This window comes from Nostoc sp., from assembly GCF_036917195.1.
Classification (GTDB): Bacteria; Cyanobacteriota; Cyanobacteriia; order Cyanobacteriales; family Nostocaceae; genus Nostoc.
In genome coordinates this window covers 82,777-109,203 of record NZ_JBALDG010000051.1, presented here as the reverse complement: position 1 = coordinate 109,203, position 26,427 = coordinate 82,777, and the positions used below count along the sequence as shown (strand labels likewise).

The window sequence follows — 26,427 nt, the reverse complement described above, 5'->3', positions numbered from 1 at the left end:
ATGTAAAAATTTTACCAAAACAAAGTAAAGATGACCATTTCCCAGGCAGCTGGAAACGTCTGCACAGTTTCTGTTTTGAATACAAAGAAACACCAAACAACTAATTCGGTGGAGAGTGAAGTAATTTACTTACCCAGTACTGATTGTGTGATTAAGTCCCAGGCTTCCTTGTCAGCGTTTACTTCCTATAGGGTTGGGGGAGCTGCTGATTTGTACGTTGCCCCCCGAAACTTAGAAGCACTGCAAGCAAGTCTTAAATACGCAAAAGAACGTAATTTAAAGGTGACAACACTGGGAGCAGGTTCTAACTTGCTAGTGAGCGATCGCGGTATATCAGGTTTAGTCATTGCTACTCGTCATCTCCGCTTCAGCAACTTTGACCTCCAGACAGGTCAATTAACCGTTGCTGCCGGAGAATCAATTCCCAGCTTGGCATGGGCGGCAGCAGAATTAGGGTGGGAAGGATTGGAGTGGGCTGTTGGTATCCCTGGAACAGCAGGAGGTGCCGTGGTGATGAATGCAGGGGCACATAATAGCTGTATCGCAGATATGTTAGTTAGTGCCCAGGTACTTTCACCCGATGGGACGCTAGAAACTATTACCCCGGAACAGTTAAGTTATAGTTACCGGACTTCATTATTGCAAGGTGGCGATCGCATAGTCACCCAAGCTACCTTACAACTCGCGCCAGGTGCGGAGCCAGCAAAAGTTATAGCAATCACCAAACAACACAAAAAGCATCGGTTGAGCACCCAACCATACAACTTCCCCAGTTGTGGCAGTGTGTTCCGCAATCCCAAACCTTACACCGCAGGCTGGTTAATTGAACAAACTGGTCTCAAAGGCTACCAAATTGGTGGAGCACAAGTAGCACTACTCCATGCTAATTTTATCGTCAACCGTGGTGGGGCAAAAGCTAGTGACATCTTCTGTCTCATTAGTCACATCCAACATCAGGTACAAGAACGTTGGTCTATTCGGTTAGAGCCAGAAGTCAAAATGCTCGGAGAGTTTCAAGCTGCTTGTTGAAACTTTCAATCTCGGAAATGGAGCGTTAGAGATTTGGAACTGGAAAGATGAAGGAGACAGAGTGTAACCAATGCCCAATACAACTCTTGGAGAGGCTGCGCCCTAAGCGTAGCTATGCCGCAGGCTTTACGGCTCCTTTTGGCTTCGGTTCCATCGAGCCTAGGCGTGATGCTCAAGGCAAGCCGCTTAGGACAAACTCAGTACAAGTGCCCAATGCTAAGATGCATTAATTATTGGTAAAAAAAGAGGCAAATTACTTACCGCATCTATAATTGAATTTGATTTGTTATTCAACGCACAAGCGTACAACTAATTATGACAGGAAAAGGACAGGGATTCGGCTTTGGTTTAGGAAAAATGAAGGAACTGGCCGAAGCTTTTAAGAAAGCCCAGCAAGTTCAAGAAGGCGCAAAGCGACTTCAAGAAGAATTGGAGCAAATGGAGATTCAAGGAGAATCTGGCGGTGGTTTGGTGAAGGTGATTGTCAGTGGTAACCAAGAACCCAAGCGGGTGGAAATTTCTCCAGATGCTTTAGCCGAAGGTGCAGAAGTACTTTCTGATCTGGTGACAGTGGCAATGAAAGAAGCCTATACCAAGTCCACTGCAACAATGCGGGAACGTATGGAAGAATTGACCAGTGGACTGGAACTTCCTGGATTTTAGTCAAAAGTCATTGGTCATTGGTCTAATGACTTTTGACTTTTGACAAAAGGCAAAAAATATCTATGGCTTACAAGTTGCTATTTGTCTGCTTAGGTAATATCTGCCGATCGCCATCGGCAGAAAACATTATGAATCATTTAATTGAGCAGGCTGGCTTGAGCGATGGCTGTGCCGATCCCAAACGTGTCCGCATCCTTTGTGACTCTGCTGGTACATCTAGTTATCACATTGGTAGCCCACCTGACAAACGCATGAGTGTTGCAGCTGCTACAAAGTTGGGAATTAAACTGCGTGGTCGAGCCCGCCAGTTTCAAGAGTCAGACTTTCAAGACTTTGATTTGATTTTGGCGATGGATCAAGAAAATTATGAGAACATCCTCACTCTTGATCAAACTAAACAATATCAGTATAAAGTGCGTTTGATGTGCGAGTTTTGCTCTCGACACACTCTAAAGGAAGTTCCAGATCCCTATTACGGTGGTCAACAGGGATTTAATCAAGTTATTGATTTACTGATTGATGCTTGCGAAGGTCTGCTTACAAAAGTTATGAGTTATGAGTTAGGAATTAGGAATTAGGAGTTTTAATTTCTCACTCTTAACTTCTAACTCCTCACTTTTTTTATTCCACCAGACCATGCTTAATCGCAAAACGTACTAATTCCGCTCGGTTGCTGGTTGAAGTTTTTCTCAATAAACTGCTAACATACTTTTCCACTGTTCGAGGACTCAGATATAGCTGATGACCCATCTCGGCATTAGAAAGACCATGAGTCAATAACTCTAAGACTTGCTGTTCTCTATGAGTTAGGGATGAGTGCAAGTGGGATTTCTGAATTTGAGTGGACAAAGAATTATGGGCATCCACCGCTTTTGTCGAGGTGGAAAGACCCAAACTATCTTTATGAGAAAAGCGGTACTCTGATTGAATGATTTGCGATCGCTCTAAAAGATTACGGATTGCTGCTGCTAACTCTTCCAGTTCAAAAGGTTTGGGTAAGTATAAATCGCACCCTGACTGGTAGCCCATAATTCTTTCCTGGGTCTTAGTTCGGGCTGTTAATAAAATTACAGGCAATAACCGAAATACTGGTTGTTGACGCACCCGGCGCACTAGTTCGTAGCCATTCATCTGTGGCATGGCGATATCCGTGACAATCAAATCCGGATGATACTCATCCACCATAGCCAAAGCCTCTTGACCGTCATTAGCCGTAATCACCGAGTAGCCAGACAGTTCAAGATAGTCGCTAATATACAGACGAGTGCCCAAATCATCATCCACTACAAGGATCGTCAAGGGCATGGACAATACACCCCAAGCTTTTTTTTACTCAGAAATTTGCTTCTACGTATTCCATCAGTGAACACAGGCAAGAATAGTGTTCTTATGTTTCATACTATGACAGGATTACCAGCTAATGAATGCCTTTAGAGTTGATTTATAAAGGAAATCTTAAATCTTTAGGAATAGGGTTAAATATTATAATTCACCTTTGACTTATTATGCTGGGGAGGTACAGAAAGTTTTGTAATTTGTAACAATTCATCAATAAGGCAGAGCAAATGCTCAATATAGTGTAAATTAATATTGACATAATTAATAATTTTCCAAAAGAAAAGTAACTATAAATATGTTTTATCGTTTGTCCTTTGTGATTAGTTTTTAGCTAATCACTAATGATTATTGGCTCCAGGTAACTTAAATTTGCCAGAAAACTTTTAATTACGAACTTAGAAAAGTTAAATTAGTGATATACAGTTCAGCATTTATAGCGGTTATAAGATATACCCTATATTTTACAAGCCAATCCAAATATTTTTTGAGAATATTTTTGGTAACTCTGCTATAATCACGCTCTGTCTGAAATGACAATAGTGCTTAAAAACAAAAGCTAATATGTTACTGAATTACCAGTATCACGCTTACCCGAATACCAATCAAAAACTAGAACTGAATAGTTGGTTGCGAGTTTGCCGATACTGGTACAACAAGCAACTGGGTGAGAAATTTGATTGGTGGGAAAATAACTGCAACAGTGTCAATGCTTGTCGCCTTGTTTGCTCGTTACCAGAACTGAGGGATAATCCGAATTTCTCCTCTCAGAAAAAACAGCTTCCTGTTATCAAGGAGGACTTGACTTATATTGAATATTCTAGTGAATCGTTAAAAGAGGTGTAGGTAGTTCACGTACATTAAAAGCACACAAAATTATCAATGAGCGACAACAACGAAGGTTACAAAGTTATTAGCGACAACCGCCAAGCCCGTTATTTGTATGAAATTCTGGAAACTTATGAAGCTGGAATTGAATTGACAGGAACCGAGGTTAAGTCGATTCGTGCGGGTAAAGTCAATCTCCAAGATGGCTATGCTTTGCTTCGCAATGGCGAAGCATGGTTGATCAATGTGCATATCTCACCTTACAACGCTAGTGGACAATATTTTAATCATGAACCACGCCGTACACGCAAGCTGCTGCTGCATCGCCAAGAACTCCGCAAGCTAATTGGCAAAGTAGAACAGCAGGGTTTAACTTTAATCCCTTTGAAAATGTATCTCAAACGAGGCTGGGTAAAAGTGAGTATAGCCCTTGGCAAAGGTAAAAAGCTCCACGATAAGCGAGAAGACCTCAAACGACGCCAAGATCAGCGTGATATTCAACGGGCTATGAAAAGCTATTGAGGATCGGTTTGCTAAACTACCACAGTAAGAGTGAGAAACTGATTGCTGTGAAAATTATGTTGTATGTCTACAGCCTGAGTTCTGGAAATGCCTAGTTTATAGCCGCAGATTGATTTTGTTAAGGTTGGGACTCGATACAGTGGTGAGTAACTTCGGATGGCATCAGGAATTTTCAGATTTATGAAAAGTAATTTCATTACATTTGTTGGGGCTGGCGTTCTCAGCTTGAGTATGGGAATTTTACCCTTAACTCTATCTGCACAAGCTCAGACAACTAATGACTCCGGGGCCACTACTGCTCCAACAACGACCACTAATGAGCGCAACGATTTTAATTGGGGTTGGCTAGGATTGATTGGTTTATTTGGTCTAGCTGGGTTGGCTGGCAAAAAGCGCGATCCTCAACCGACTGCTTATCGCGACCCTAATGCCCCAAGTGCCACTACCTACAGAGATTAGACAATTAGACAATTCAAAATTTAAAAGTTGTCAGTTGTTCAGTAAGACAACAACTGACAACTTATTGATGTTAGTTTATTGCTGGTTCTGAGTTAGTTGAACTTGTCTGGTTTTGAGCTAAAGGTGTCCAATAGCTGGCAATTAAGGCAACGATGAGCCACCAGAGAGTATTGACTTCAGGACGATACCAAACAGTATCTACGGTGCCGTGAGCTAGCATACCCAACAAAATAGCGATCGCCCCAATTAACCAAAATCCCTCTCCACTTCTCAATCGTCGCAATCGTCGCACTTGTAGTAATGCCGTATTAAATGTGACAATTATTAGCCAGAGAAAGCAAGCTAAACCAACAAAGCCAGTTTCTACAGTCACTTCAAATAAAATCGAATAGGCACTTAAAGCAGTGTAACGAGGGCGTTGGTAGAGGGGATAAACTTGATTAAAAGAGTTGTGACCAGGGCCAATGCCGAAAATCGGGCGATCGCGAATCATCTCAAAGACAGCATCCCACACATTTCGGCGAAAATTATTACTGCTATCTCCACGGTCAGCAAAAATACTGAATACTCGCAGGCGGACTGGCTCTACAAATATCACTGCTAGTATTAATACCCCGATCAAACCTCCCAACACAATCGGTAGTGACCAAGTACGCCAAAAAAGAGGCATTTGGTCGCTTTTCCAATAAACTAGCGATGCCATCACAGCCAAAACTGCCACCACTAGTCCAATCCAACCGCCACGACTAAAAGTCAGGATCAGGCAGGCAGTATTGACAATCAACATTGTTAATCCTAAAGCTTTTTTGAGCCAGCTTTGCCATGCAAAAATTGCCACCAAGCTAAAAATTACTGCTGGTAGGAGGTATCCAGCCAATAAGTTGGGATTCTCTAAATAACTGTAGACTCTTGTAGTCTTAGACAGAGGAGATTCTGGATCAACCCAAGTTGCCAGTGCTGTGGCTCCAAAAAACCATTGCCGCAATCCATATACACTGACAATTAACGATACGTGTAGGTAAAGGATGATAATCCAAGACCGGAGGCGAGGTGACCTCAGTATCCTCGCACAAAGGGTAAATAGTAGCAAATACAAGGTCAACGTTGCCAAGTCGTTAAGTGCCGCCTTTTTCACTGGTGATAATGCTGTTGCGACTGCGGCAATTCCCCAGTAGAACAATACCAGCAGGTGAATGGGAGTGACTGACGAGACATTTGCTGGTGTTGCTTCATCAGATAAAGTCAACAACAGCCAAAATACCACACAAGCCAACAATAACAAGCCTACCAATGTACTCGAAGCAAAAGGTGCAAGCGCATATACTAAACTCAGTAAAGCCGCTGCGATCGCATCTCCCCACTGAATCAAGACGCTGGTTTGCCGCCAAGAACTTAACAGTCCCACTAGAGAACGGTGTACGTAACTGGTAGCAAGATATTCTTTGAGCGGTAAAGATGATAAAGTAAATCGTTGCCAGACTAAATTCATAAAAAACATTGCGATCAATTAGCCTGCCGACGCAGAACTTGGAATTGATCATAATGCGTATAGCTATAAAAAGGTAATAATGTAGATTGCAATTTAGTGATGATGCTCTTACTCATGCCCATCAGCTACCATCTGTAATCTAAAGCTCCCTGCTTTTCTCTAGTGCGAAAGTAAATAAATGTCAGTAATTGTTAGCTTTTTGACTAGTGTTGATTAACCCTTCACGTACTTAGTACACAACTAAAGTATGAATTTGTCTTTTCCTATCCCCTATCACCTGTAAAATGTTCCCTAATGGCTGTAATCAGACATCGCTAATTGCTTGTGAGGAAGTCGCCAATTGCAATGGCAAACAAAGCACATAACGATATCCTGATTCTGGTGAACCTTGAATTAAAATATGTCCACTATGCAATTCTGCCAGTTGACAACTTAGCAATAGACCCAAGCTTTCACGAGAAAGACTTCCATGTGATTTAGCTAAATTTATACCCGAACTAGCAGCAAATAAATTTGCGTGGGAATCACTCAAATTTTTTGAATTGTCCACTGCTACTGATGAAATATCTGGTTGCTCCTGGCTTTGTGCACGAGTATTGTAAGTTGCTACTTCACCTGTCAACTCCAGCAAGGACAAAGAATTGAGACGGAAGTAGGGATCAACCTCAGTGATCCCGTCCCCTAGCCAGGGATGGGAAACCCAAATAGTAATGTTGAGCGTATCTTCCTTGTAAGAGACATGAATGCGAACAATGCTACCTGTAGCCGAAAGTTGAATCACACTGAAAACCAGGTGATAGAGGATTTGCCGCACTTTGTCTTTATCTAAAGGCAAAATGCGATTGCGTCCCGGTTCTATAGAGAGGCGAATATCTTGCTCACGGCGATTAGCCGCTTCTTCTAGGGTATTGATAGCTTGTTGACACAGCATTTCGATATCCACAGGAGCCAGATTCAGCACAGTTGAGTTTTCATCCATAGCTCCTAGTTCGGTAATTTCGTTTACTAGGGAAAGTAAGTAGCGACCACTGTGTTGGATAATTTCTAAATATTCTCTCTGTTTAGGCATTAAAGGCCCATAAATCTCACGTCCTAAAACACTAGCCATACCAAGTACAGATGTTAAGGGTGTGCGTAACTCCTGAGTTAGTTGAGCCAAAAGTTCCAGTTTCAACTGCTTGGTAGAAATAGAGTCGCTATCTTTAGTGCGTGGGGTGATTTTAATCTCAGCGTTACGTTCGTCATTGAGTGAAAATATCGGAGCGCTCTTAGGAGTGTTTGATTCGAGTTTCCCTTGCAAGAGTCGGTTACGTTCAAATTCACTCATGCTCCAACGAGCTATGATTTGTAAAAACTCAATGTCTCGGTTTGTAAAATTGCGCGGCACTAAATCCATCACCGCTAATGCACCTAAACAATGTCCCTCAGCATCAATCAGTGGCGCTCCTAAGTAAGCACGAATACCATAATCCTGCACCAACTTACTGCTAGCAAGTGCTAGATCTGTAAGGTTATGTGTATCATTAATTACAAATATTTGTAAACTTTCTACTACCTGAGTACAAAAGGATTCCCGACGTGACAGTTGGCGGCTTTGTGCCAAATGGTTCATTAGTCCCAGCCTAGATAAGCCCACCGCCGACTTGAACCAGTGGCGTTCTTGATCTATAAATCCCAATATGGAAATTGGTGCTTCCAAAAAGTGGGCAGCAGTCTGTGTGGCTTCTTCAAAAACCGGAATCGTTTCTGGCTGTCGCAAACCTAAATCTGACAAAGCTTTGAGGCGTTGTTGTTCTCTTGATTCATGAGAATCCCAACCATCCTTTAGGGCAAATAATTTGTTTTCAGGCTCTATCATTGCCACTGCTACCTTAATAATTTCTCGATACTGTAATTGATATAAGCCCTATTTCTGGGTTATCAATTGCTATTTTTAAGCATTCCCTAATTTTGCCTCTGACAAACAAATTTGGGGCAAAAATTTTTTATCCCTTCCATTAAGTCGGTGAGGTGGTATTTACAACTTCCTAGCTACTGATACTGAATGTTCTTTATTTAGCACTGGTGTAGTCTTTAGTGCTTGAGATTTTACAATCAGACTGCGTTAGATTTGGATTCAGCTAGGGTAACCTAATGCTAAGGATACAATACAAAGGGGCTATCATTTTTTATGTACAGAAGAAAGAATTCTGACTGGCATATTAGAAGTAAATTTACTTATAAAAACTATATTAATGTAATTTTTATAGCCATTTTTACTGATAACAGCTAGCACCGATGACTGACAATCCTAGATAGTTAATATAAGTCTCTATCCAAGAGATTAAACCTATTACAATTTCTTCCTGAAAACTGTGCAGGGTTTTCTATTTTTTCCATGCAAGGAATATTTTTTTAAGGACAACTGGTAATGAATAAAATGACTATTAGAGTTCCTTTTGTAGACCTGAAGTTACAACACGAACCAATTCAAACGCAATTGCAATATGCAATCCAATCTGTATTGGAACAAGGAGATTTTATTTTAGGGCAAGCCCTCTCAGATTTTGAAGCAGCATTTGCGGCAGTGTCTGGGGCAGAATATGGAGTTGGTGTTGCATCAGGAACAGATGCGATCGCTCTCGGATTGCAAGCGTGTAATATTGGTGCTGGCGATGAAGTGATTTTACCAGCAAACACTTTTATAGCAACCTTGATTGGGGTACAACGGGCTGGTGCGAAGCCAATTTTGGTAGATTGCGATCGCCAAACAGCTTTAATTGACTTAAGAAAAGCAGCAAAGGCAATTACGCCTCATACCAAAGCAATTATCCCTGTGCATCTCTATGGTCAGATGGTATCACCACGCGAACTATTAAACTTTGCCGATACCTACAAACTACTAATTTTTGAAGATGCAGCACAAGCACACCTCGCCCAAAGAGACGGATATCAGGCTGGTTCAGTAGGAATAGCAGCAGCTTTTAGTTTCTATCCCAGCAAAAATTTGGGAGCATTTGGGGATGGGGGAATGCTGCTGACACAAGATTCAGACGTAGCCGAAAAGATGAGGCGCTTGCGAAATTATGGGGCATCGCAAAAGTATTTTCATACTGAAGCAGGTACAAATAGCCGCCTGGATACTTTACAAGCAGCGGTATTGCACGAGAAACTACCATATTTGCCACAGTGGAATCGCGATCGCCTGACTGTTGCCCAGCAGTATGATCAGCAACTAGCACCCTTAGCAACTGCTGGGATTATCCCTATGGAAAATCAAAGTGCTACAGGACACGTTTATCATCTTTATGTGATTAAAATTGATGATTCTTGCCCAATAGAACGCCAGCTACTCCAGGAAAAACTAACAGCAGTAGGAATTCAAACTGGCATTCACTACCCAATTGCTTGTCATCTCCAGCCAGCATTTACCAACTTAGGCTATCAGTCTGGAGATTTTCCTCAAGCAGAAAAACTGTCAAAGCAAATATTATCATTACCGATGTATCCTGGTTTGAGCAGTAGCCAAGTCAAAGAAGTTGTTACAGCGATCGCCAATGCAGTCTCAACGAGTTCTAAGGCAGATAATTCATGCCCTGCTGACCTTGGCAGCGTGGTAGCCTAAAGTTAATTCAATGGCAAAAAATCTGACCACTGACTACTGACAGTTTTTGAATTACTGAAAATCATGGCACTCCAGCAACAGGTTAAAAACAGAAACGCGTCAGGCTTGTTAAATCTAGCTATTTTAGGCGTTTTGCTACTGCTTTATGCTCCTATATTGCTCCACTGGTTGGATGGTTGGCTGCACAAAAATATCAGTACAGAACACGAATATTTCAGTCACGGGATTATTGGTTTACCATTTGCTGCTTATCTGGGCTGGATGAACCGGAAAAAGTGGACACGTTTACCAAATACTATCCATCCTTTGGGCGCTGTTTTATTGTTATTAGGGGCAGTATTTTATCTGAGCGGTGTTACAGAGTGGGTTAACCTTTCCTTGCCCGTTATACTGGCAGGATTATGCTTGTGGTTTAAGGGAATACCAGGTTTGCGATCGCAAGGATTCCCCCTGCTACTAGTATTTTTGGCAACTCCAACAGCAGTACCCTATCTCATTGCTCCCTATACCATGCCTCTCCAAAGCTTCATCGCTGGCACAGCAGGCTTCATACTGAATCAATTTGGTATGGAAGTAACCGTAGATGAGATAAATCTCTACGTGGGAGGACGGATTGTGGAGGTTGCCCCCTATTGTGCAGGGCTGAAAATGTTGTTTACTACTCTCTACGTAGGCTTGATGCTGCTTTATTGGACAGACGCTTTGTCTTCACGCCGCACAACTATATCGTTTTTATCTATTGCTGCGATCGTTAGTACTACTGCCAATATCATTCGTAATACTTTACTGACTTTCTTTCACGGCACAGGTCAAGAAGCGGCTTTTAAATGGCTGCATGAGGGTTGGGGTGGTGACCTCTACTCTGCTTGTATGCTGGTGTCACTAGTGCCCTTACTGAATGGGATTAATAGCTATTTCTCAACATCTCTAGAAACTCAGCAAGAAGGAGAAAGTTAGAACCATTGGGCACTTGTACTGAGCGGCTTGCCTTGAGCGAACGCAAGAGCATCTCGTAGAGAAGCCGAAAGGAGCCGACTTGTGCCGAGTTTAGCCTGAGCATCTCGGCTTTGCTCGATGGAGCTCGGCGTTGAAGGGCGAAGCCGAGGATAAGGGCGGCGTCGTAAAGCCTGCGGCATAGCTATGCTTAGGGCGCAGCCTCTCCAAGAGTTGTATTGGGCACAATAGGCAGAAGGGCAGGGGGCAAGGGGGCAAGGGGGAGAATTAAAATTACTTCTTTCCCCTCTTTCGTCTCCAGTCCCTGCTCCCTGCTCTCTGCTCCCCTGCTCCTCTGCTTTTTCTCTATGCATAAATATTACTGAACTCACAGTGTGATTTTATGAAGTAAAATTTTGCCTAAGTATTATAAATTTTACTGATGATTTCCTTCTCCAAGTTTTTCAAAGAAAACCAATTGAGTCAGGTAGCAGCACTTTTGTTATTGCTACTGCTGTTAGCAATGGGAGGGGTTCCCGGATACTTGACAGGACACTGGCAGTGGAAACAACCGCCACCTGTTAGTACCCTCAACGAGTTAAAGCAGATCCGCAAGACTGGGTTAGCCCTTCCTGGTTGGCAAACTATTGAACAAGCAGAACAGCAAATTGGCGAACATAAATGGTCTTTGCAGGTAATTAAAAAAGAAGGTTCTCAATCTCAGGCAATCCTACTTTTGCTGCCGCAAAACGGGCCTATGGATCAACCAGAGGTAGAGTGGACAGACGTTAACGGCTGGGGAAGGTCACGCTGGGGAAAGTGGGATGTAGCTCAATCTCGTTCTGCGAAATTTACTGTGAAACCGCCTACAAAGTTGGTTTCTAATGTGGAAACTCAAGTAGAAGCTAGGTTCTTTCGCGCCTCCACACCACAGCAAACCTTCGCTGTCTTACAATGGTACGCTATGCCAGACGGCGGAAATCCATCACCTTTACACTGGTTCTTAGCGGATCAATTGGCACAGTGGCGTAAGCAACGCACTCCTTGGGTGGGCGTGAGCATTCTGATTCCAATAGAACCTTTGGGGCAGGTAGAAACATCTTGGTCTTTAGCCCAGTCTATTGGAGAAACAGTGCAAGCTGTATTGATGGCAGGCCCTTTGTAAAGTATGTTACACCATATTTGCGGTGACGACGCTGCGGTTCCGGGTTTTGATAAAGCAAGTATAATGCTGAATCATAACCCAGCTTGCAGATTAAATGTAAATTACGATATCGAACATCAGCTGTTTGTGGTTTTTGAGTTGTCGTTTTGGAAGACAACAACTCTATTACATCAGCCCTATCTATTCATACTCTTTTTTTGGCAAAGATATTGTCATAAGTATCTCTATAATTGCCTTCAGGCTGAAACTCGGCTAAAATATGAAGTAAATATTAAAATCTGCAAAATTTTCCTTTTATTGATTGGTAAATTCTTGCAGACACAAAAGACATTTAGAACATTAATAGAGTAAAATAACCACTCGGCGCGACTAATTCTTAGATTCAGTTTTCCTGCACCAATGTTCATAGATCCTAGTTCTTATATGCGTGCATTCAGCGCCCTGTGTTTTGTCAGTCTTCAAGTAGGAGTTTTCTTAACAACACCTATCCAACTTGTTGTTGCCCAGCCTTTCCCATCTCAAGGACAATCACCAGGACAACCCCCCCCGCCTGTGCCGGGTACTGAGGTTGTACCTCCAGGTGCAAATGATGAAATTTCACCCCAACTCAGCCGCTACCTCTTGGGACCAGGAGATACAATTAGTGTTGTGCTTCAGCGTCCTCCTGGCCCATATCGCTTAGGAATAGGAGATGGAATTAGCGTTTCGGTTCAGCGCTTTCCAGATTTGAGCTTTCAAGCTTTAATCAACCCAGAAGGTAACATTGTGGTGCCGCTACTGGGAAAAGTTTCCTTACAAGGTTTAACTTTGGAAGAAGCTCAAGAAAAAATTCGCTTGGGTTTAAATCGTTATGTGGTTGATCCAGTAATAGTTTTAGCCTTAGCAACGCAGCGTCAAGACTTAAGTTTTCAAGCTGTAATTAGTCCAGAAGGTAACATCGTAGTGCCGCAAGTGGGAACGGTATCATTACAAGGTTTAACCTTGGAAGAAGCTCAAGAAAAAATTCGCTTAGGTTTAAGTCGCATTGTACCAGATCCAATCGTAGTTGTATCCTTGGCAGGAACGCGACCAGTTCAAGTTACCATTAGCGGGGAAATATTTCGACCAGGAATTTATCCGATTAATTCATCAACACCCCGCGTTGCTGATGCCTTGCTAATATCTGGTGGTTCAACGTTGAATGCAGACCTGCGACAAATACAAGTCCGCCGCAAGTTAATCGATGGTTCTGTGATTTCACAAACTATTGACTTATATGCAGCACTGCAAAATGGCGGTTCAATTCCTAATTTACGCTTACAAGACGGAGATGCGATACTTATCCCCCGTCGTGAAGTTGGTAATGATGACGGTTATGACCGCAATTTGGTAGCACGTTCATCCTTGGCCACACCACAGATTAAAGTCCGGGTTTTAAACTACGCAGCAGGAGGTCTTTCCATTCAAGCACTGCCTAACGGCAGTACATTTGTAGATGCTTTGGGAGGAGTAAATCTCGACACTGCTAACCTCCGAGATATCGCTCTGGTTCGCTTTGATCCGGAACGAGGTAAAGCTGTTACCCAGAAACTTGATGCAAAAAAAGCTCTGGGAGGCGATGCATCTCAAAATGTGGCGCTTCAAGATAATGATGTTATTGTTGTCGGTCGGAACCTCATCGGTAAAATTACTAATTTCCTGACTACCATTACCCAACCTTTCTTCAATGTTCAATCCTTTCTCCGGTTTTTTGACGACTTCGGTGGCAATCGATAAAATTAGTGACTCTGAAAGAAGGGTACAATCTATAAATAGTTGGGAGTGGAGGAAGCCATATCTCCAACTTCTCTTTAAATTCCTTAATGGAAAAATATTAAAGATATCAACTGATATATACAGTAGGAAGTTGATAGCGTTTTTATCTCAAAGCCACTATCTTTAGTTTGGTGCTTCTTAATTTTGAATTTTGTTAGCGCAGCGTAAAGCCTGCGGCATGGCAACTCTTAGAGAGGCTGCGCCAACGCTTAAAGCAAGTCTGCGAGCGTCATTTTGAATTTTAAATTGGAGCGAAGCGACCATGACCCCACCAATTGTTAAGCGCTATCTTATTGCTTTTGATAAGTACAAGTGGATTGGACTAGCTAGTTTTGCTCTAATTGTAGCAGGGTCAACTGTGGTGGCTATGCAGCCAGAGCCACCTACTAGTTACATAGCATCTGCTGCACTTACCTATAGTGGTCCACCAGTTTCTTTCTCGACAACTGGTAGTCAAATCCAACAGCAAGGAAAAGAACTAACTCAGGAAATTTTACTATCAAACCAGATAATTGCAGCAGTCGCAGAGAAAGTCGATGTCAAACCGAATAAGCTCGGTGCTAGTGTCGTTCTTTCTCTACCTAAAAAAAACCCCAGAAGTGGAGAGTTGGAATCTAATATCTTGGAATTGAAATATGTAGATAGTGACGCCAAACGAGGTATACAGGTCTTGGCGGAATTGATGCAAGCAATGATCAAGTTGAGCAGTGATATTAATACTGGGCGATTACAAGCAATTATTCAAAAGATTAATGATCGCTTACCACAAGCTAAACGGGAATTGCAAATTACTGAAAAGAAGTTAGAACAGTATGATCGCATAGAGCGAACGGCAATATTGGCAGCAGAGAATGGCAGCTTGTTAAGCGCTATTACTGCTAGCCAAAATCTGCAACGGCAAATTCAATTAACTATTTCTGGGGTTGATGGTCAAGTTCGCAGTATACAAAGTAAGTTAGGCTTAACAGTTGGACAAGCTTATATTTCTTCTGCTTTGAGTGCTGATCCAATTATTGGTAATTTACGAGCACAAATTTATCAAAGTGAATCGCAAATCGCCTTACTCAGAAAAGATTTGCGACCAGAACACCCAACGATGATTCAATTGCTGCGTCAGAAACAAGCTGCTGAGGAATTGCTGCAACAACGTGCTGCTGAGGTGTTAGGTGGTGATGGTACGGCGGCTCCACTTCAGGGTAGCGTTACAGGTATTCGCACCCAAAGTAGCTTAGATCCAGCCCGGCAGCAATTGGCAAACCAGATGGTGGCATTGCAAACGCAGGGGGAGACGCTTCAACAACAACTAGCCCAAGAAATTCAACAAGAAGCACTACTACGGCGAGAGTATTCTCTCATACCCAATAAGCAATTAGAGCGATCGCGTTTAGAACAAGAGGTTGGACTCAAAAAAGCCATCTATGACCAAATGCAGGCGAAGCTAACTGATGCTAAAACCGCAGAAGCAGAAACTACCAGCAGCCTTAGCATTGCCAGACGCCCCACAGTCGTTGTCGATGTCAAACCACCCAAGAGTGTACCTATTACCCTTGCTGTGGGTGGTTTCTTAGGTGTGTTGGTTGGTGGCGGGGTGATATTTTTACTGGGAGCGCTGGAAGGAACTTTCAAAACCAGAGAGGATATCCGCGAGAGCCTCAAGCAACGGGAAGTGGCACTGTTGGGAGAATTGCCTTTAATGCCAGTTGATGATTTGGATAAAGAAGCAGTGCCTGTGATACTTTCTGCAGATTCTCCTTATTTAGAATTTTATGAGAAATTCCGCAGTAATCTGCGCCGGATTGGTGGTAAAACCTTAAAGGTAGTGTTGATTACTAGCACCAGTAGCCTAGAGGGTAAGACGGCAAGTGCTTATAACTTGGGTATAGCTTCTGCCCGTGCTGGTAAAAGAACCTTGATTATCGAAACAGATTTGCGATCGCCTTCCCGTTGTACATCTCTAAAAGTAATTCCTGACCCCGACGCTAGTATTGAACCCCTGCGTTATTACGCTAACTTAAGTGAATGTATTCGTTTAGTTCCTGATGTTCAAAATTTATACATTCTTCCCAGCCCTGGACCTGTGCGGCAATCCGCTGCTATTCTTGAATCCAGCGAAATGCGGCGGCTGATGGAAGATGTCCGCGAACGCTTTGATTTAGTTATTTTAGATACAAGTGCCCTCGGCATATCCAATGACCCTTTATTAATTCAACCTTACAGCGATGGTATTGTACTTGTAGCGCGACCACACTATACACAAGAGAACATGCTAGGTGAAGCTATTGATCAATTAGTTGAATCGGAACTGGGGTTATTGGGAGCAATTATCAATGGTGCTGATATCATCGTTTCTGTACCTGAACAAGTCGTACAATCATCAAGATTTGCATCTGAGGTACAAGAATCAGAAGAAGTTTCAGCGGGTGCCAGTAAAAACTAATAGTTTCCCAAATAATGCAAGGTAGATGGCGAATTGGTAATTGTTTTTCGGCGTTGCACAGTGAAAATTTTAATTTTGAATTGCTTAGTCGCGCCTAAACAAGCCAAATAAAGGAGCAAGAATTATCCCAAAAACAAAACCACCAATGTGGGCCCAGTAGGCAACTCCACCAGTTTGCACAGTCATGTTAGCGGCTGTTTGCAGGGTAGCAAGACCGGATATCACATTTTGCACAATAAACAGTCCAATTATTACTATTGCTGGAACTCTGATTGTGGTGATAAAAATCCCCAAAAATATTAAGGTCATGACTTTAGCCTGGGGAAAGCGGATAATGTACGCACCCAAAACCCCAGAAATTGCACCACTTGCCCCCAAGGAAGGAATCTCAGAATTTATGCCAATGAACCATTGGCACAAGGCAGCTAAAGCACCACATGCCAAATAAAAAATCAGATATTTGGCATGACCTAATCGATCTTCAATATTGTTGCCAAAAATCCAGAGAAACAACATATTAGAGATTAAGTGCCACCAACCGCCGTGTAAGAATTGCGACGTAAATAACGTTATCCACTCTCCACTCAAATTAGTGGTTAACTCTTGAGGTATTACTGCATACTGACTTAAAAACTGATTCAATTGTGCATGTGATAGGCTCGCCTCGTGAATAAAAACTAAAATATTCATGCCAATTAACCCGTAGGTGAAATACGGGGTGATTCGCGTCGGATTTTCGTCGTAGAGGGGAAACACAGGTGTTTTTCCTAAATTATTGATTAACTGCAATATAGCTTGTAAGGCTAGCAGTTGCGAAGGTTAAGCAATTTCACCTACTAAATAAATCAGGATAATTGAGGGTTACTACGATACTATGAAGAATTAGTTGTACCAAGATTCTTCCTGGGATTTATCGTTAAATAAACCCAAGAGTGGGCCGAGAATTGCCCCAAAGATAAACCCGCCTGCATGGGCCCAGTAGGCAATACCGCCGCTTTCCATACCGATGTTGGTAGGTGTTTCGAGGCTAGCAAATCCGTAGAAGGCTTGTTCGAGAAACCAGAATCCCAAAAAGAAATATGCCGGGACACGGAAAGTTGGGAAGAAAAACCCTAAAGGCACTATGCTGAGAACTTCGGCGTTGGGAAAGCGGAGAATATACGCTCCCAGAATGCCTGCGATCGCACCACTTGCACCCAAAGAAGGAATGCTAGAATCTTGAGCGAAGAACCACTGGGTTAAGGATGCCAAAACACCGCAAGATAAATAAAACAGTAAATATTTGGCATGACCTAATTTATCTTCAACATTATTCCCAAAAATCCAGAGAAACAGCATATTGCCAGCTAAGTGCAAGAAACCACCGTGCAAAAATTGGGAAGTAATCAAAGTTGCCCACTCTGGCAGTGGTTGATGTAGAGAGACACCAGCAAAGCTTAAAGTCAGTTCTCGTGGAACTACAGCCGCAAGGTGTAAAAATCCATTTAATGATTGTGGAGGAAGACTTGCTTCATAAAGAAAAGCGAGGACATTGGCAGCAATCAGCCCATAAGTTACATAAGGCGTGATTTTTGTGGGATTATTATCTCTGATTGGAACCACGGGCGTTTCTTCCTGATTTTTTAAGACACGGACTCTACAATACTGAATTATATAAGTAGTTTCTTCTACCTCGTGGATGGATTTCAATTCGATATTTGAGATTTATTGTAGGACTTACCCAAAAGCAATAATTGTCATGCCATAATTTTCCAGTTATAGAAAAAAGCAGCTTGAGTTCATTTAAGATGTTCCATAAGATGGTATATTCTCGGCTTGGCTACTCATGTTTTTCTCAAATTCTTTAGAAAATCAACTTCAGCGCTGGAACGAAACCATCCACAATCAGCCGAAAAATCATAATGCTTACATTCGCCGAGGCATGGTTAACTTTCAACTAGCCAAGATTGATGAATCTATTCAAGATTTTGATATGGCAGAGCAATTGGATATCCGTATCAAAGCCTACCTCTGGCAACGTGGATTATCGTACTATTATGCAGAAAGATTTGCTGAGGGCGCTCAACAATTTGAAATAGATTTGACAGTGAATGCTCAAGATGTAGAAGAAACAGTATGGCGATATCTCTGCATAGCTCGTTCGTTAGGTGTTGAAGAAGCACGTAATTCTTTACTAACTGTGAAAAATGATCCTCGACGTGTTATGCAGCGCGTATATGATTTATATGCGGGAGATTGTACACCAGATGATGTTTTAACTGTTAGTCAATCACAAGGAGAGAGCGGCAAATTTTACAGTCATCTTTATTTGGGATTATATTACGAAGCCCAGAATAATCTTGATTTAGTTCAGAATTATATAGTTAAAGCTGCTGACCAGTACAAAATTGATGACTATATGTGGTATCTGGCGCAAGTACACAAAAAATTGCGGGGCTGGATATAGTCGAGTATTAATGTCTTAGAGGGTTGTTAAACTGCGTTATATACTAAAGAGTTTGCTATATTCTTCTCGCCATTCTACAGCTTAAAAGTCGCTACGACAAAGAAGAGTAAAACTATGGGGCGATGTGTAAAAAGCATCGTTTGGCGCACTGTAGTAACCAGACAGTCCTGCAACCAAACAGGCTTGCTCTAGGGGTTCAGTAATTTTTGGAAAAACTATGGGCAGGTGACCTTGCGGTGCTGAGATATCAAAGCTAGCTTCGGAATGCCAAATCCACTTCCCGTTCACACGCCATCCGATAGCATCACCAAACTTCTTCCAGGCATCATCCTCATAATGCATGTACACCCGGTTTGCCTTCTTACAAAACTCCAGGTAGATTTTCTTTTGTATACTGAAACCAAATCTACCCTTGCTGTACTTTATCCATAGAGTATCAATAGTATGTAAGTCAGTATGAGGAAGCTTATGTATATGTTCATATTCTAAGTAGCCATGTTTCTTTCGTCTTGCCACTTGTAGCATTGCATTCAAGGTCGCCTCGTCTGCTTCTCTCCATCTGCTCGCTTTGAGTAAATCTCGTAAATTGCTGTAATCTATTCCTTTATCTGAACGCAGATCATCTTCGATGCAAATAGATTCAACGGTGAACTGAGGTTTCTTTGGCGAAACTTCAGTTTTTTTACCGTAGAAAACAGGTTTTGAATGCTCTGGAATGCCCTGTAACTGAATTTCTAAACAAGCGAACTTATAAGCATCTTCAATTGAACGCCCTGCTCCCAACGCTTTATAAAATCCGACAGCGAAGATAATTGCAGCTTTATCTCCAATAGATTGGTTCATTCCAATAACAAAAGGAATCTGTTCAGCGATGGCTTTCGCTTGGATTTCTGAATAACACGCATTCAAAATCACACAGCTAACTCGATCAGCTACTAATCCAAATAGATTGGTAAGCGCATCAAGTGATATAGGTTGTGTTCTGCCTGAAACATTCTCAAAGCAAAGCTCTCCAGTACTCAAACCATGTCCTGAAAAATGAATGATTTGAGGCTCAACATCAAAAATTGCCTGAGTTAAATCTTCTGGACGCACAGACTCACGAGACTCTAGCAAAAAACCATCGCGCTGTTTAGAAAGTTGTAATTTCTCTCGAATGTCTCGTAACTCCTGCCCTAGACGCAATCGAGCAGCATCGTTAGGATCGGCAGCTAGAAATAAAATCTTAATCTTGTCCATTTGGAGGATTTGTATAAATCATTATCTAATCATAAGTAGGCGATGTTTAACGACAAGCCGCTGTGCATCTACGCATGCTCATTGAGCATATCTTCAATTTTCGGTGGCTTCGGTTTCAAACTGCACTTGTCGGTACAAATCAGCGATCGCTATTTCCACATCCACCGATTCCAGTCGCAATTTATCGCCCAAATTATACTCTGACAGCACCCATTTTCCCTGTTCGTTGAGCCGAAACACTTCCACATCGGGTTGAGCTACTTGTACTAAGACATATTCTTGCAAGGTTGGAGATTGGCGATATTTGGCAAACTTTTTCCCCCTATCGGCTGCTTCGGTTGAAGGTGATAGCACTTCGATAATTAAACAGGGAAATTGTACCAATTGTGGATCGATATCTCGCTCGTCGCAAGTCACCACCACATCTGGATAAAAATACTTTTGCCCCGGTTCTACCTGCACCTTCACATCTACAATGTATACTTCACAGGTGCGATCGGCTAGGGCATCATCTAGAAGCTTCGAGAAATTCAGAGAAACCCGATTATGGTTGCGTGTACCACCGCTCATCGCCACAACTTCGCCATCCCAATATTCGTAGCGTTGCTCTTGGGTGGGTTCCCAAACCATATATTCCTCTGCACTCATCAAAATATGATCGGGTAAAGCAACCATTAGCGCGATCTCTTAATGATTAACTTTTCTAGGATAGCGAAAAAAGGGATTCTTTTTATTGCTATCCTAACTTAGCACTAACGTCCCAGCATTTTATCTCGCAGGTGCTTAATGCGATCGCGCAATTTTGCCGCTTCTTCAAATTCTAGTTTCTTTGCCGCTTCTTTCATCTGTGTTTCTAACAGAGTAATCAACCCTGGAATCTGTTCTAATGGCAGTTCATCTATATGTTCATCTACAACTTTCAAGTCAGTTGCATTTAACCGTCGAGATACATCTAAAAAAGCCAAAATCGCATTACTTGATTTTTTCACAATCGGTTGTGGTGTAATCCCATGCAGTTGATTATGTGCTGTTTGAATACCACGCCGCCTGTCTGTTTCATCAATGGCTTTAATCATGCTATCTGTCAGATTATCCGCATATAAAATTGCTTGTCCTTGGATGTGACGCGCGGCTCTACCAATAGTTTGAATTAAGGAACGCTCGGTTCGCAAAAAACCTTCTTTATCTGCATCCATAATTGCTACTAAGGAAACTTCGGGTAAATCTAAGCCTTCCCGCAGCAAATTCACACCAACCAAAACATCAAAATTTCCCTCGCGCAAGTTCTGCAAAATTTCAATGCGCTCTATAGAAGTAATCTCAGAATGTAAATACCTTACCCTGATACTGTGGTCTTGCAAATACTCGGTTAAATCTTCCGCCATCCGCTTGGTTAATGTGGTGATTAACACTCGTTCATGGCGATCGGCTCTATCTTTAATTTCTCCCAACAAATCATCAATTTGTCCTTCTGTGGGACGCACAGAAATTTCTGGATCAACTACCCCAGTTGGTCGAATTACTTGCTCAACTACATGATCTTCAGAAACTTCTAATTCCCAATTTCCCGGAGTTGCTGAAACAAAAATACACTGATTCACCTTTTGCCAAAATTCCTCGGCTTTCAAAGGACGGTTATCAGCAGCACTAGGAAGACGAAATCCATGTTCAATTAAAACTTTTTTTCTCGCTTGGTCACCGTTATACATGCCCCGAATTTGTGGCACTGTAACGTGAGATTCATCTATAACTAGTAGCCAATCTTTGGGAAAATAATCAATTAAACATTCTGGTGCTTCTCCAGCTTGTCTTCCTGCTAAGTGACGGGAATAGTTTTCGACGCCGTTGCAGTAACCTACTTCGCGCAGCATTTCTAGGTCATAGCGTGTACGTTGATCTATGCGTTGCGCTTCTAATAATTTCCCAGCTTGTTCTAAGTCTGCTTTTTGCTGTTTTAACTCGGCTGCAATGTCATAACAAGCTACTTCTAACCGTTCTTCTGGAGTGACAAAGTGACGTGCAGGGTAGACATTCACTGCTTCTAAACTCTTGAGAATTTCACCTGTTACCGGATCAATATAGCGAATCGCGTCAATTTCATCACCAAAAAATTCGACACGAATAATTCGGTCTTCATATGCTGGGCCAATTTCTAAGACATCGCCTCGGACGCGAAATTTTCCCCGACCCATTTCTATGTCGTTGCGGCTATATTGAACATTTGCCAAATCTCGTAAAATTTGGCGTTGATTTACTTCCATACCTATCTGAAGGGGGATGGCAGCTTTCAGATATTCTGCTGGCATTCCTAAACCATAGATGCAACTAATGGAAGCAACGACAATGACATCACGGCGTTCAAAAAGCGATCGCGTCGCTGAATGCCGCAACATATCTATTTCATCATTAATCGCCGCTGTTTTTTCAATATAAGTATCGGTAACGGGAATATACGCTTCTGGCTGATAGTAATCGTAGTAACTAACGAAATACTCGACTGCATTGTTGGGAAAGAAATCTCGCAACTCGTTACAAAGTTGTGCAGCAAGAGTTTTGTTATGCGCCAGAACTAAGGTAGGCTTGCCAATTTTCTCAATCACTGCTGCTATTGAAAATGTCTTGCCAGTTCCAGTGGCTCCTAGTAAAGTTTGGTAACGATTACCAGATTGGATACTAGCAGTGAGTTGGGCGATTGCTTGTGGTTGATCGCCTGTGGGACTAAAAGGAGCTTGAAGACAAAATTCTGTCATACAGTTTTGCTGGAAATACCCGATTTCATGGTGAGGATTTCGCCCTGTATCCATTGTAGCTGGCTTATTAAACCAAATAAATAGTAATAATTATTTACAAAAATTATTACTTTAAATTTACTTATGTATTAGTTTTAAAGATTCTTATATCTATATGAGATTTTTTAAGGTTAAACTCTAAGGTATATGGGAAAAAATTTCACCTTTCCTTAATTATTGTAAAATTCAATTAACAAACTAGAGGTGTTCGTTTATGACTATTAGCAACACTGGCAAAGCAACCAGTTCTCGGCAAAAGCATGCCAAGTCTCCAGAGGAAACTATAGAGGAAGTTGAAAATCAACAAGACAAGAGCTTGAATGTAGATAAAGTCGAGGAAGTCAATGAACTGCCGGTAGGAGCTTCTGGAACACTCGCCATTTCTGGAATTCGTCCCATAGGCGCTAGCGACTTAGAAGTTGCTGAAAAACTCTCAATTGCTGGGGTACGTCCTGTTAGCACCAGTCACTTGGAAGTCGTTGAAACCTATAATGCAATGGGTATTCGTCCAATTGGTGCTAATACACTCCAAGTGGTTGAAAGTATTAATCTCTCTGGGATTCGTCCAATTGCCTCAAGTTCATTGGTAATTGATGAAAGCTATTCAACATTCGGGAACCGTCCGATAGCATCAAATGAGATTGACAACCCTGAAAGCCTGATGGGTTTTCTAGATTAGACAAAAAAATATCCTCATAACTTTATTAACCCAGCTTCTGTACGGAACTGGGTTTTTTTAGTTAAACAGTCAAAAGCAGAGATGACAATATTTGTACTTTTTCTATGTCTTTTAGCATAGGTAACTAAACTGTTATTGCTTTATTTTGTATTAAACCAACAGCCAGAACGCTTACTAATACTAACTTTCTGAATTATGAATTCTTGAATATGCCTTGTGGTGGAAGGCTTTAGCAAAAACTTTAAGCTATTATATAAGAGTAATAAAAAAAATTTCAAAGTTAGTTTATAGCTTTGAAAGAATTTTTTAATTAAATCAGGAGTACAAAATGAGTATCGAAGATCGCGCAAAAGCAGCTGCTAAAAATGTTGAAGGTAAAGCCCAAGAGGCATTAGGAAATGTCACTGGAGATCCAGAAGATAAAGCAGAAGGTAAAGCAAAACAAGCTGAAAGCGAAGTCCGTCACGGGATTGAAGACGTAAAAGATGGCGTCAAGAAAAATATTGACTAATAATTCAGAACTTTTTTGCAGAAACTGTAGGGATATCAATGGGATAGATTCCCTTTTTGCAAAAAAGTATGAAGTTTTCAAAATTAAATGCAATACATCTTTCTTCTACTCTTAGCAAGCGTTGAAAGATATAGGGCTCGCTTGATTGGTATAACTTTTGTAGAGACGTAATAAATTACGTCTCTACATTAAAAAATGAATTTATCGATATAGAGGAATAACCTCTATAAAATTTAAACTAGATAATAAAAGCAAGCAATTAGTTTAAATATACAACTTATTCTATCTGTTGTTTAAATTTTTTTTTAGTGAAGTAAAAAATTAATTTTTGTTCAGCAAAGTCGCTAAATATTGGCGACTTTCGTCTTAATTGGAGTATTGATGATAACTACCGCCTGTGGAGGTAGTACTATTGTCACAGGTTGACTGCACAACTACCTCGCCAGCAATTGGGTGAGATGTAACTTATGCAGAGTTAGAGCGAGGCAATACCCCAAGAGGACAAACCTTTGGTAACTGGGTTGTGCAAACATCTCAAGGATTAGTTCAGGACGCTTATGTTCGTGATAACAATAAACTAGGTGTTGTTGTTTTCCCTAAAGTTCGTCCTAACGAAGTGCGACTATTAGCAAAATCCCTGGCTCAAGGTTTTCATAAGAACTTCCCCAATCAAGACTTAAAGGTTTTGATTTATGCGTCTGATAAGAAATTGATTTTGACTAAAGTTAAAATTAAGATTAAGAACCCCATAAATAAATTTAGTTGCTCTGAGTCAACTAACGTAGTATTTCTTGTAGTACATATCTCGAAATACATTTATTTATTTTCCATAAATAAATTTAGGGGCTTGTACCTTTTTCTTTCTGGTCATTCTGATTCCCGTCGCAACCAGCGAAGTTCACACGATGTTATGAGGAATTGCTGATGAAGAACACACTGATCGAAGCAGCACCGATCGCGGTTTCAGAGGTTGAGCTAAAAGACTTGCAAGATCGCCTCGCTCGGACGCGATGGCCAGAGAAAGAACCCGTGAGTGGCTGGGTGCAAGGTGCCCCATTAGCCAAAGTCCAAGCATTATGCGAGTATTGGCGCGATCGCTACAATTGGCATCGCTGCGAAATGATGCTCAACGGCTGGAACCCGCAACGCACTGTGATCGACGGCTGCGGCATCCATTTCTTTCATGTGCCGTCACCCGAACCAAACGCGCTACCCGTAATCATGACGCATGGTTGGCCGGGATCGGTGATCGAGTTCCACAAAGTCATTGCGCCCTTGACCGATCCACGATCACAGGGAGGTGATCCCGCCGATGCGATTCATCTTGTACTTCCTTCGCTGCCGGGTTACGGTTTCTCGGAAAAGCCGAATGAACCGGGCTGGAGCCTATTGAAAATTGCCGATGCCTGGATTGAACTGATGCAACGCTTGGGCTATGGTGAACGCTGGGCGGCGCAGGGCGGTGATTGGGGTGCTCAGGTGAGTGCAGCGATCGGCAGCAGACAGCCCGATGGCTGCATTGGTATTCATCTTAATGGCATCGCTTGGAAACCTTCTGAAGCAGAGATTGCAAGCGCAGATACACACGAACGTCAGCTAATTGAGCGACTGCAACGCTACAACAATGACCTCTCCGGATACAACAAAGTACAAAGCACTCGCCCGCAAACGATCGGTTACGCCCTTGCCGATTCGCCCGCAGGTCAAGCTGCCTGGATCTATGAAAAATTTCATGACTGGACAGATAACGAGGGCGATCCGGAGAGCATTTTTTCAATGGACGAGATGCTCGACAACATTATGATCTACTGGATCACGAATACGGGCGCATCTTCGGCTCGACGCTATTGGGAAAACGATCGCGATCCATCGCACGATTTACCCGTCAAAGTACCATTCGCTTTCAGCCGGTTTCCGAAAGATATTGGCGGGTCTTCGCAGCGCTGGGCGAAGCGACGCTTCCATCAGATTGTGCGGTGGAGCGAAACTTCAAAAGGTGGTCATTTCGCTGCGTTCGAGCAGCCAGCGCTATTTGTTGAAGAAGTTCGTGCCGGACTTCGGGCAGTTCAACAGAAGACACTTTAGGCTCAGGGGTGCCAAGCAGTTTTGTTGCAAAATCCAAGAGAGATATGAAATCTACTTCCATTCGCTCTTAGATTCAATATATTGTTCATTGAAAGAGAAGAGGTACGAAATGAAATTAAACGAAAGATTGCCGTTGTGACAGGAGCAAGCCGAGGCATCGGAAAAGCGATCGCCACCCGATTAGCTAGTGAAGGTGTGATCGTCGCGATTAAGTACTGCGAAAATGTCAAGCCGAAGAACTGGTTGCTGACCTGTGAAGAGTTAGGGATACAAAGACTCAAGCTTTTCATGCGGATGTCAGTCAACAAACTGAATGTTAGAGGTTGTTGAACGATGTGGTTAAGGCGTTCGGACGAGTCGATATTCTTGTGAGCAATGCTGGGATCGAATATTTCAGCAAGCTAGAAGATATTAACCCAA

General features: G+C 42.2%; 25 protein-coding genes and 1 pseudogene. 17 read left to right on the top strand and 9 right to left on the bottom strand.

Annotation, left to right across the window (positions count from 1 at the left end; genetic code table 11):
- Positions 1-30: 30 nt before the first annotated feature.
- The 3 genes from murB (at position 31) to V7K40_RS16400 (ending at position 2,270) form a co-directional block, all read left to right on the top strand.
- Positions 31-1,029, top strand: a complete 999-nt coding sequence (gene murB / locus V7K40_RS16410; protein ID WP_334961373.1) for a UDP-N-acetylmuramate dehydrogenase — start codon at positions 31-33, stop codon at positions 1,027-1,029.
- Positions 1,030-1,344: 315 nt separating this feature from the next.
- Positions 1,345-1,692, top strand: a complete 348-nt coding sequence (locus V7K40_RS16405; RefSeq protein WP_273768304.1) for a YbaB/EbfC family nucleoid-associated protein — start codon at positions 1,345-1,347, stop codon at positions 1,690-1,692.
- A gap of 62 nt (positions 1,693-1,754) precedes the next feature.
- Positions 1,755-2,270, top strand: a complete 516-nt coding sequence (locus tag V7K40_RS16400; RefSeq protein ID WP_334961370.1) for a low molecular weight protein-tyrosine-phosphatase — start codon at positions 1,755-1,757, stop codon at positions 2,268-2,270.
- A 43-nt stretch (positions 2,271-2,313) separates the two neighbouring features.
- On the opposite strand, the gene V7K40_RS16395 is transcribed toward V7K40_RS16400, so the two are convergent.
- Complete coding sequence (locus V7K40_RS16395) at positions 2,314-2,997, bottom strand: response regulator transcription factor (RefSeq protein ID WP_334961368.1); 684 nt, start codon at positions 2,995-2,997, stop codon at positions 2,314-2,316.
- Between the two features lie 594 nt (positions 2,998-3,591).
- Between V7K40_RS16395 and V7K40_RS16390 the strand changes: the two genes are divergently transcribed.
- From V7K40_RS16390 to V7K40_RS16380, 3 genes are all read left to right on the top strand, one after another.
- Positions 3,592-3,873, top strand: a complete 282-nt coding sequence (locus tag V7K40_RS16390) for a helix-turn-helix domain-containing protein (protein WP_334961366.1) — start codon at positions 3,592-3,594, stop codon at positions 3,871-3,873.
- A 36-nt stretch (positions 3,874-3,909) separates the two neighbouring features.
- Positions 3,910-4,377: an SsrA-binding protein SmpB gene (smpB, locus tag V7K40_RS16385; RefSeq protein WP_334961363.1), complete on the top strand. Its 468-nt coding sequence runs from the start codon at positions 3,910-3,912 to the stop codon at positions 4,375-4,377.
- A 180-nt stretch (positions 4,378-4,557) separates the two neighbouring features.
- Entirely contained in the window at positions 4,558-4,836 is a 279-nt protein-coding gene (locus V7K40_RS16380; protein ID WP_273768299.1) for a WGxxGxxG family protein, read from the top strand.
- Between the two features lie 70 nt (positions 4,837-4,906).
- On the opposite strand, the gene V7K40_RS16375 is transcribed toward V7K40_RS16380, so the two are convergent.
- Both V7K40_RS16375 and V7K40_RS16370 read right to left on the bottom strand, forming a co-directional pair.
- A complete protein-coding gene (locus tag V7K40_RS16375; protein WP_334961360.1) occupies positions 4,907-6,325 on the bottom strand; it encodes an IctB family putative bicarbonate transporter in 1,419 nt (472 codons plus the stop codon).
- 304 nt (positions 6,326-6,629) lie between these two features.
- Complete coding sequence (locus V7K40_RS16370; protein WP_334961359.1) at positions 6,630-8,183, bottom strand: GAF domain-containing sensor histidine kinase; 1,554 nt, start codon at positions 8,181-8,183, stop codon at positions 6,630-6,632.
- Between the two features lie 552 nt (positions 8,184-8,735).
- Between V7K40_RS16370 and V7K40_RS16365 the strand changes: the two genes are divergently transcribed.
- Positions 8,736-9,929 (top strand): DegT/DnrJ/EryC1/StrS aminotransferase family protein, encoded by a 1,194-nt coding sequence (locus tag V7K40_RS16365; RefSeq protein ID WP_334961357.1) that lies wholly within the window; start codon positions 8,736-8,738, stop codon positions 9,927-9,929.
- A gap of 63 nt (positions 9,930-9,992) precedes the next feature.
- A complete protein-coding gene (gene crtB, locus V7K40_RS16360) occupies positions 9,993-10,886 on the top strand; it encodes a cyanoexosortase B (protein WP_334961355.1) in 894 nt (297 codons plus the stop codon).
- Here the strand turns inward: crtB and V7K40_RS16355 are convergent.
- On the bottom strand, positions 10,883-11,236 hold the full coding sequence (locus tag V7K40_RS16355) for a hypothetical protein (RefSeq protein WP_334961353.1): 354 nt from the start codon (positions 11,234-11,236) through the stop codon (positions 10,883-10,885). The two genes, crtB and V7K40_RS16355, sit on opposite strands and share 4 nt — an antisense overlap.
- Before the next feature lie 68 nt (positions 11,237-11,304).
- On the opposite strand from V7K40_RS16355, the gene V7K40_RS16350 reads away from it, so the two are divergent.
- From V7K40_RS16350 to V7K40_RS16340, 3 genes are all read left to right on the top strand, one after another.
- Positions 11,305-12,027: a cyanoexosortase B system-associated protein gene (locus V7K40_RS16350; protein ID WP_334961351.1), complete on the top strand. Its 723-nt coding sequence runs from the start codon at positions 11,305-11,307 to the stop codon at positions 12,025-12,027.
- Positions 12,028-12,426: 399 nt separating this feature from the next.
- Positions 12,427-13,782: a polysaccharide biosynthesis/export family protein gene (locus V7K40_RS16345; RefSeq protein WP_334961349.1), complete on the top strand. Its 1,356-nt coding sequence runs from the start codon at positions 12,427-12,429 to the stop codon at positions 13,780-13,782.
- Between the two features lie 301 nt (positions 13,783-14,083).
- Positions 14,084-16,258, top strand: a complete 2,175-nt coding sequence (locus V7K40_RS16340; RefSeq protein WP_334961347.1) for a lipopolysaccharide biosynthesis — start codon at positions 14,084-14,086, stop codon at positions 16,256-16,258.
- A gap of 84 nt (positions 16,259-16,342) precedes the next feature.
- Here the strand turns inward: V7K40_RS16340 and V7K40_RS16335 are convergent, their stop codons facing one another.
- Together V7K40_RS16335 and V7K40_RS16330 are read right to left on the bottom strand one after the other, a co-directional pair.
- Positions 16,343-17,014 carry a rhomboid family intramembrane serine protease gene (locus V7K40_RS16335; RefSeq protein WP_334961426.1) on the bottom strand — a complete coding sequence of 224 codons (672 nt, stop codon included), beginning with the start codon at positions 17,012-17,014 and terminating at the stop codon, positions 16,343-16,345.
- Between the two features lie 126 nt (positions 17,015-17,140).
- Positions 17,141-17,860: a rhomboid family intramembrane serine protease gene (locus V7K40_RS16330; RefSeq protein WP_334961345.1), complete on the bottom strand. Its 720-nt coding sequence runs from the start codon at positions 17,858-17,860 to the stop codon at positions 17,141-17,143.
- 223 nt (positions 17,861-18,083) lie between these two features.
- Here V7K40_RS16330 and V7K40_RS16325 point away from each other — a divergent pair, with 223 nt between their 5' ends.
- Positions 18,084-18,704: a hypothetical protein gene (locus V7K40_RS16325; RefSeq protein ID WP_334961343.1), complete on the top strand. Its 621-nt coding sequence runs from the start codon at positions 18,084-18,086 to the stop codon at positions 18,702-18,704.
- An 81-nt stretch (positions 18,705-18,785) separates the two neighbouring features.
- Here V7K40_RS16325 and V7K40_RS16320 read toward each other — a convergent pair whose 3' ends face one another.
- The 3 genes from V7K40_RS16320 to uvrB all read right to left on the bottom strand — a co-directional run bounded on the left by V7K40_RS16320 (position 18,786) and on the right by uvrB (position 22,693).
- Positions 18,786-19,943: a GUN4 domain-containing protein gene (locus V7K40_RS16320; protein ID WP_334961341.1), complete on the bottom strand. Its 1,158-nt coding sequence runs from the start codon at positions 19,941-19,943 to the stop codon at positions 18,786-18,788.
- 93 nt (positions 19,944-20,036) lie between these two features.
- On the bottom strand, positions 20,037-20,618 hold the full coding sequence (locus tag V7K40_RS16315) for a Uma2 family endonuclease (RefSeq protein WP_334961339.1): 582 nt from the start codon (positions 20,616-20,618) through the stop codon (positions 20,037-20,039).
- A gap of 77 nt (positions 20,619-20,695) precedes the next feature.
- On the bottom strand, positions 20,696-22,693 hold the full coding sequence (uvrB, locus tag V7K40_RS16310) for an excinuclease ABC subunit UvrB (protein ID WP_334961336.1): 1,998 nt from the start codon (positions 22,691-22,693) through the stop codon (positions 20,696-20,698).
- Between the two features lie 253 nt (positions 22,694-22,946).
- Here uvrB and V7K40_RS16305 point away from each other — a divergent pair, with 253 nt between their 5' ends.
- The 5 genes and pseudogenes from V7K40_RS16305 (at position 22,947) to V7K40_RS16285 (ending at position 26,337) form a co-directional block, all read left to right on the top strand.
- Positions 22,947-23,411 carry a hypothetical protein gene (locus V7K40_RS16305; protein ID WP_334961334.1) on the top strand — a complete coding sequence of 155 codons (465 nt, stop codon included), beginning with the start codon at positions 22,947-22,949 and terminating at the stop codon, positions 23,409-23,411.
- A gap of 328 nt (positions 23,412-23,739) precedes the next feature.
- A complete protein-coding gene (locus tag V7K40_RS16300; protein WP_334961332.1) occupies positions 23,740-23,922 on the top strand; it encodes a CsbD family protein in 183 nt (60 codons plus the stop codon).
- Positions 23,923-24,303: 381 nt separating this feature from the next.
- Positions 24,304-24,643, top strand: a pseudogene (locus tag V7K40_RS16295) (hypothetical protein); the annotation flags it as partial.
- A 203-nt stretch (positions 24,644-24,846) separates the two neighbouring features.
- Entirely contained in the window at positions 24,847-26,007 is a 1,161-nt protein-coding gene (locus tag V7K40_RS16290) for an epoxide hydrolase family protein (RefSeq protein WP_334961330.1), read from the top strand.
- An 81-nt stretch (positions 26,008-26,088) separates the two neighbouring features.
- Entirely contained in the window at positions 26,089-26,337 is a 249-nt protein-coding gene (locus V7K40_RS16285; protein ID WP_334961328.1) for an SDR family NAD(P)-dependent oxidoreductase, read from the top strand.
- The last annotated feature ends 90 nt before the right edge of the window (positions 26,338-26,427 follow it).

Excerpts from the sequence above, each read along its gene's own strand:
- V7K40_RS16345 (WP_334961349.1), top strand. The coding sequence starts at position 12,427 with ATGTTCATAGATCCTAGTTCTTATATGCGTGCATTCAGCGCCCTGTGT.
- V7K40_RS16340 (WP_334961347.1), top strand. The coding sequence starts at position 14,084 with ATGACCCCACCAATTGTTAAGCGCTATCTTATTGCTTTTGATAAGTAC.
- V7K40_RS16380 (WP_273768299.1), top strand. The coding sequence starts at position 4,558 with ATGAAAAGTAATTTCATTACATTTGTTGGGGCTGGCGTTCTCAGCTTG.
- murB (WP_334961373.1), top strand. The coding sequence starts at position 31 with ATGACCATTTCCCAGGCAGCTGGAAACGTCTGCACAGTTTCTGTTTTG.
- V7K40_RS16320 (WP_334961341.1), bottom strand. The coding sequence starts at position 19,943 with ATGGACAAGATTAAGATTTTATTTCTAGCTGCCGATCCTAACGATGCT.
- V7K40_RS16375 (WP_334961360.1), bottom strand. The coding sequence starts at position 6,325 with ATGAATTTAGTCTGGCAACGATTTACTTTATCATCTTTACCGCTCAAA.
- V7K40_RS16395 (WP_334961368.1), bottom strand. The coding sequence starts at position 2,997 with ATGCCCTTGACGATCCTTGTAGTGGATGATGATTTGGGCACTCGTCTG.
- V7K40_RS16400 (WP_334961370.1), top strand. The coding sequence starts at position 1,755 with ATGGCTTACAAGTTGCTATTTGTCTGCTTAGGTAATATCTGCCGATCG.
- crtB (WP_334961355.1), top strand. The coding sequence starts at position 9,993 with ATGGCACTCCAGCAACAGGTTAAAAACAGAAACGCGTCAGGCTTGTTA.
- V7K40_RS16355 (WP_334961353.1), bottom strand. The coding sequence starts at position 11,236 with ATGCATAGAGAAAAAGCAGAGGAGCAGGGGAGCAGAGAGCAGGGAGCA.
- V7K40_RS16405 (WP_273768304.1), top strand. The coding sequence starts at position 1,345 with ATGACAGGAAAAGGACAGGGATTCGGCTTTGGTTTAGGAAAAATGAAG.
- V7K40_RS16300 (WP_334961332.1), top strand. The coding sequence starts at position 23,740 with ATGAGTATCGAAGATCGCGCAAAAGCAGCTGCTAAAAATGTTGAAGGT.
- V7K40_RS16290 (WP_334961330.1), top strand. The coding sequence starts at position 24,847 with ATGAAGAACACACTGATCGAAGCAGCACCGATCGCGGTTTCAGAGGTT.
- V7K40_RS16315 (WP_334961339.1), bottom strand. The coding sequence starts at position 20,618 with ATGGTTGCTTTACCCGATCATATTTTGATGAGTGCAGAGGAATATATG.
- V7K40_RS16305 (WP_334961334.1), top strand. The coding sequence starts at position 22,947 with ATGACTATTAGCAACACTGGCAAAGCAACCAGTTCTCGGCAAAAGCAT.
- V7K40_RS16350 (WP_334961351.1), top strand. The coding sequence starts at position 11,305 with ATGATTTCCTTCTCCAAGTTTTTCAAAGAAAACCAATTGAGTCAGGTA.
- V7K40_RS16390 (WP_334961366.1), top strand. The coding sequence starts at position 3,592 with ATGTTACTGAATTACCAGTATCACGCTTACCCGAATACCAATCAAAAA.
- smpB (WP_334961363.1), top strand. The coding sequence starts at position 3,910 with ATGAGCGACAACAACGAAGGTTACAAAGTTATTAGCGACAACCGCCAA.
- V7K40_RS16365 (WP_334961357.1), top strand. The coding sequence starts at position 8,736 with ATGAATAAAATGACTATTAGAGTTCCTTTTGTAGACCTGAAGTTACAA.
- uvrB (WP_334961336.1), bottom strand. The coding sequence starts at position 22,693 with ATGACAGAATTTTGTCTTCAAGCTCCTTTTAGTCCCACAGGCGATCAA.
- V7K40_RS16325 (WP_334961343.1), top strand. The coding sequence starts at position 18,084 with ATGTTTTTCTCAAATTCTTTAGAAAATCAACTTCAGCGCTGGAACGAA.
- V7K40_RS16370 (WP_334961359.1), bottom strand. The coding sequence starts at position 8,183 with ATGATAGAGCCTGAAAACAAATTATTTGCCCTAAAGGATGGTTGGGAT.